Origin of the sequence: Bowmanella yangjiangensis (assembly GCF_017255015.1) — a bacterium.
In the GTDB taxonomy this organism is placed as follows: Bacteria; Pseudomonadota; Gammaproteobacteria; order Enterobacterales; family Alteromonadaceae; genus Bowmanella; species Bowmanella yangjiangensis.
This window is the reverse complement of sequence record NZ_JAFKCS010000204.1, coordinates 1-1,461: the sequence shown is the minus strand read 5'-3', so window position 1 is coordinate 1,461 and position 1,461 is coordinate 1. Positions and strand designations below refer to the sequence as shown.

The following is a 1,461-nucleotide window of genomic DNA, read 5'->3' as shown; positions in this document are numbered from 1 at the left end:
GACAGATTTATTTTTAGACCAGTGGCGCTGCACCATAAACAAATCCACCCCTTTTCCTGCTATGCGTAAACCTGCCAATTACAGGCTAATATCTGATAGCTCTAACTTCCAAGCACTAATTTGAAAGAATATTCCTGATCTGTGGATCCTGAGCTGGTAAACTCTAAGCCCTCGAAATACGATCTATCTTGGTCAGCCAAGTTCAGCCTTACTGCTTCGTGCAACTTAAAAAGCAATTCGCCAAGGGAAAGCATCCCGCTTTCTGAATCTATCGTAACAACTTCCCTAAACTCAGCCCAATCGTCATCTTTTTCGACCCAATAACCATATGAAACACTCACCCTACTAACTGGCAGAGAGGTTTGAAAATAAAACTCTGGGATAGGCGAATCTAATTCGTCGTTATATTGATATACAGCCTCAACAAATAACTTTTGATTTTCATAAGAACCTTCACGAAAAGACCACGCAACATCAGGCATCAAAAAAGCTGAGCGTTCAGTCTCTTCAGAGCAGCCAAACAAAAGCAAGATGGAAATTAATAAAATTCTAAAATTCATGGTATTGCTCGATTTTGATCAGCGCATAACATTTGATTGAGGGGCTGTTTTTAGCCGGTCCCAGTGAGCGAAGTGAACGATTTGAACCGCTAGTTAGGTTTTAACTCGGGCTTCCTGCTGCTGGCAAGCCAACTTGCGAGCGCCGAGGCTTGAATGAAAATTGCAGAAAATGCTCCTGGTAAATAGGCAGTTTCGGTGCCAAGTATCTGCACAAAAAAATACCAGCTATCCATGCGACAGGCAGAAAAGGGATGCTTACAAGTATGCCGAGCATCATGATCCCGCCACCGAGCAAATTACTGATTGGGAAAATAGATGCGTAAGCCAGTGAAATGGCTAGTCGGAAAATTAAGGGACGCCACGAGTCCATGTGATACCTAACGTTTGGTTAAGGGGCAGGCTTCAGCCCATCCCAGCAGCGACGCTAGCCATAGCAGCCAGACATGTCTAGCCACCCCGTGTCAAAAATGGCGAAGGGCAAGGGAGATTCCGCACTGATCGCGCAAGGCGTGTGAAGCCTCACGCACGGATGACGACCAGGGGCCGGAGGATATTCGGCACTTACCGGTCGTCGCTGCGGTTTCGATATGATGGCGGCCGTTACCGCATACCGAGAAATGGAATTCCCTCATGAACGATCGCCAGTTCCTCACCAGACGCAGCATCCACCTGTGCCGTCTGATCCTGCTGACCCTGGCCATCTACAGCGGATGCGAGGTGCTCATCGAGCTCTGGCACAACGAGTACTCTGCGGCGCGGAGCAATCTCGCAGCGATGATCATGCTGCTGTTTTTCTGGTCGCTTGAACCACTGACCAATAGCCTGCAGAAATCCAGTTCATCACCGTAGCAGCGATAGATTCGCGGAGTACATCCGAGGCGGTCTTGGCATCTGCCATGTC

2 protein-coding genes are annotated in these 1,461 nt (G+C 48.2%); one reads left to right on the top strand and one right to left on the bottom strand.

The window, feature by feature from the left end:
• Positions 1-101: 101 nt before the first annotated feature.
• A complete protein-coding gene (locus J0A65_RS23335) occupies positions 102-560 on the bottom strand; it encodes a hypothetical protein (RefSeq protein WP_206596678.1) in 459 nt (152 codons plus the stop codon).
• Between the two features lie 630 nt (positions 561-1,190).
• On the opposite strand from J0A65_RS23335, the gene J0A65_RS23330 reads away from it, so the two are divergent.
• On the top strand, positions 1,191-1,409 hold the full coding sequence (locus J0A65_RS23330; protein WP_206596677.1) for a hypothetical protein: 219 nt from the start codon (positions 1,191-1,193) through the stop codon (positions 1,407-1,409).
• The last annotated feature ends 52 nt before the right edge of the window (positions 1,410-1,461 follow it).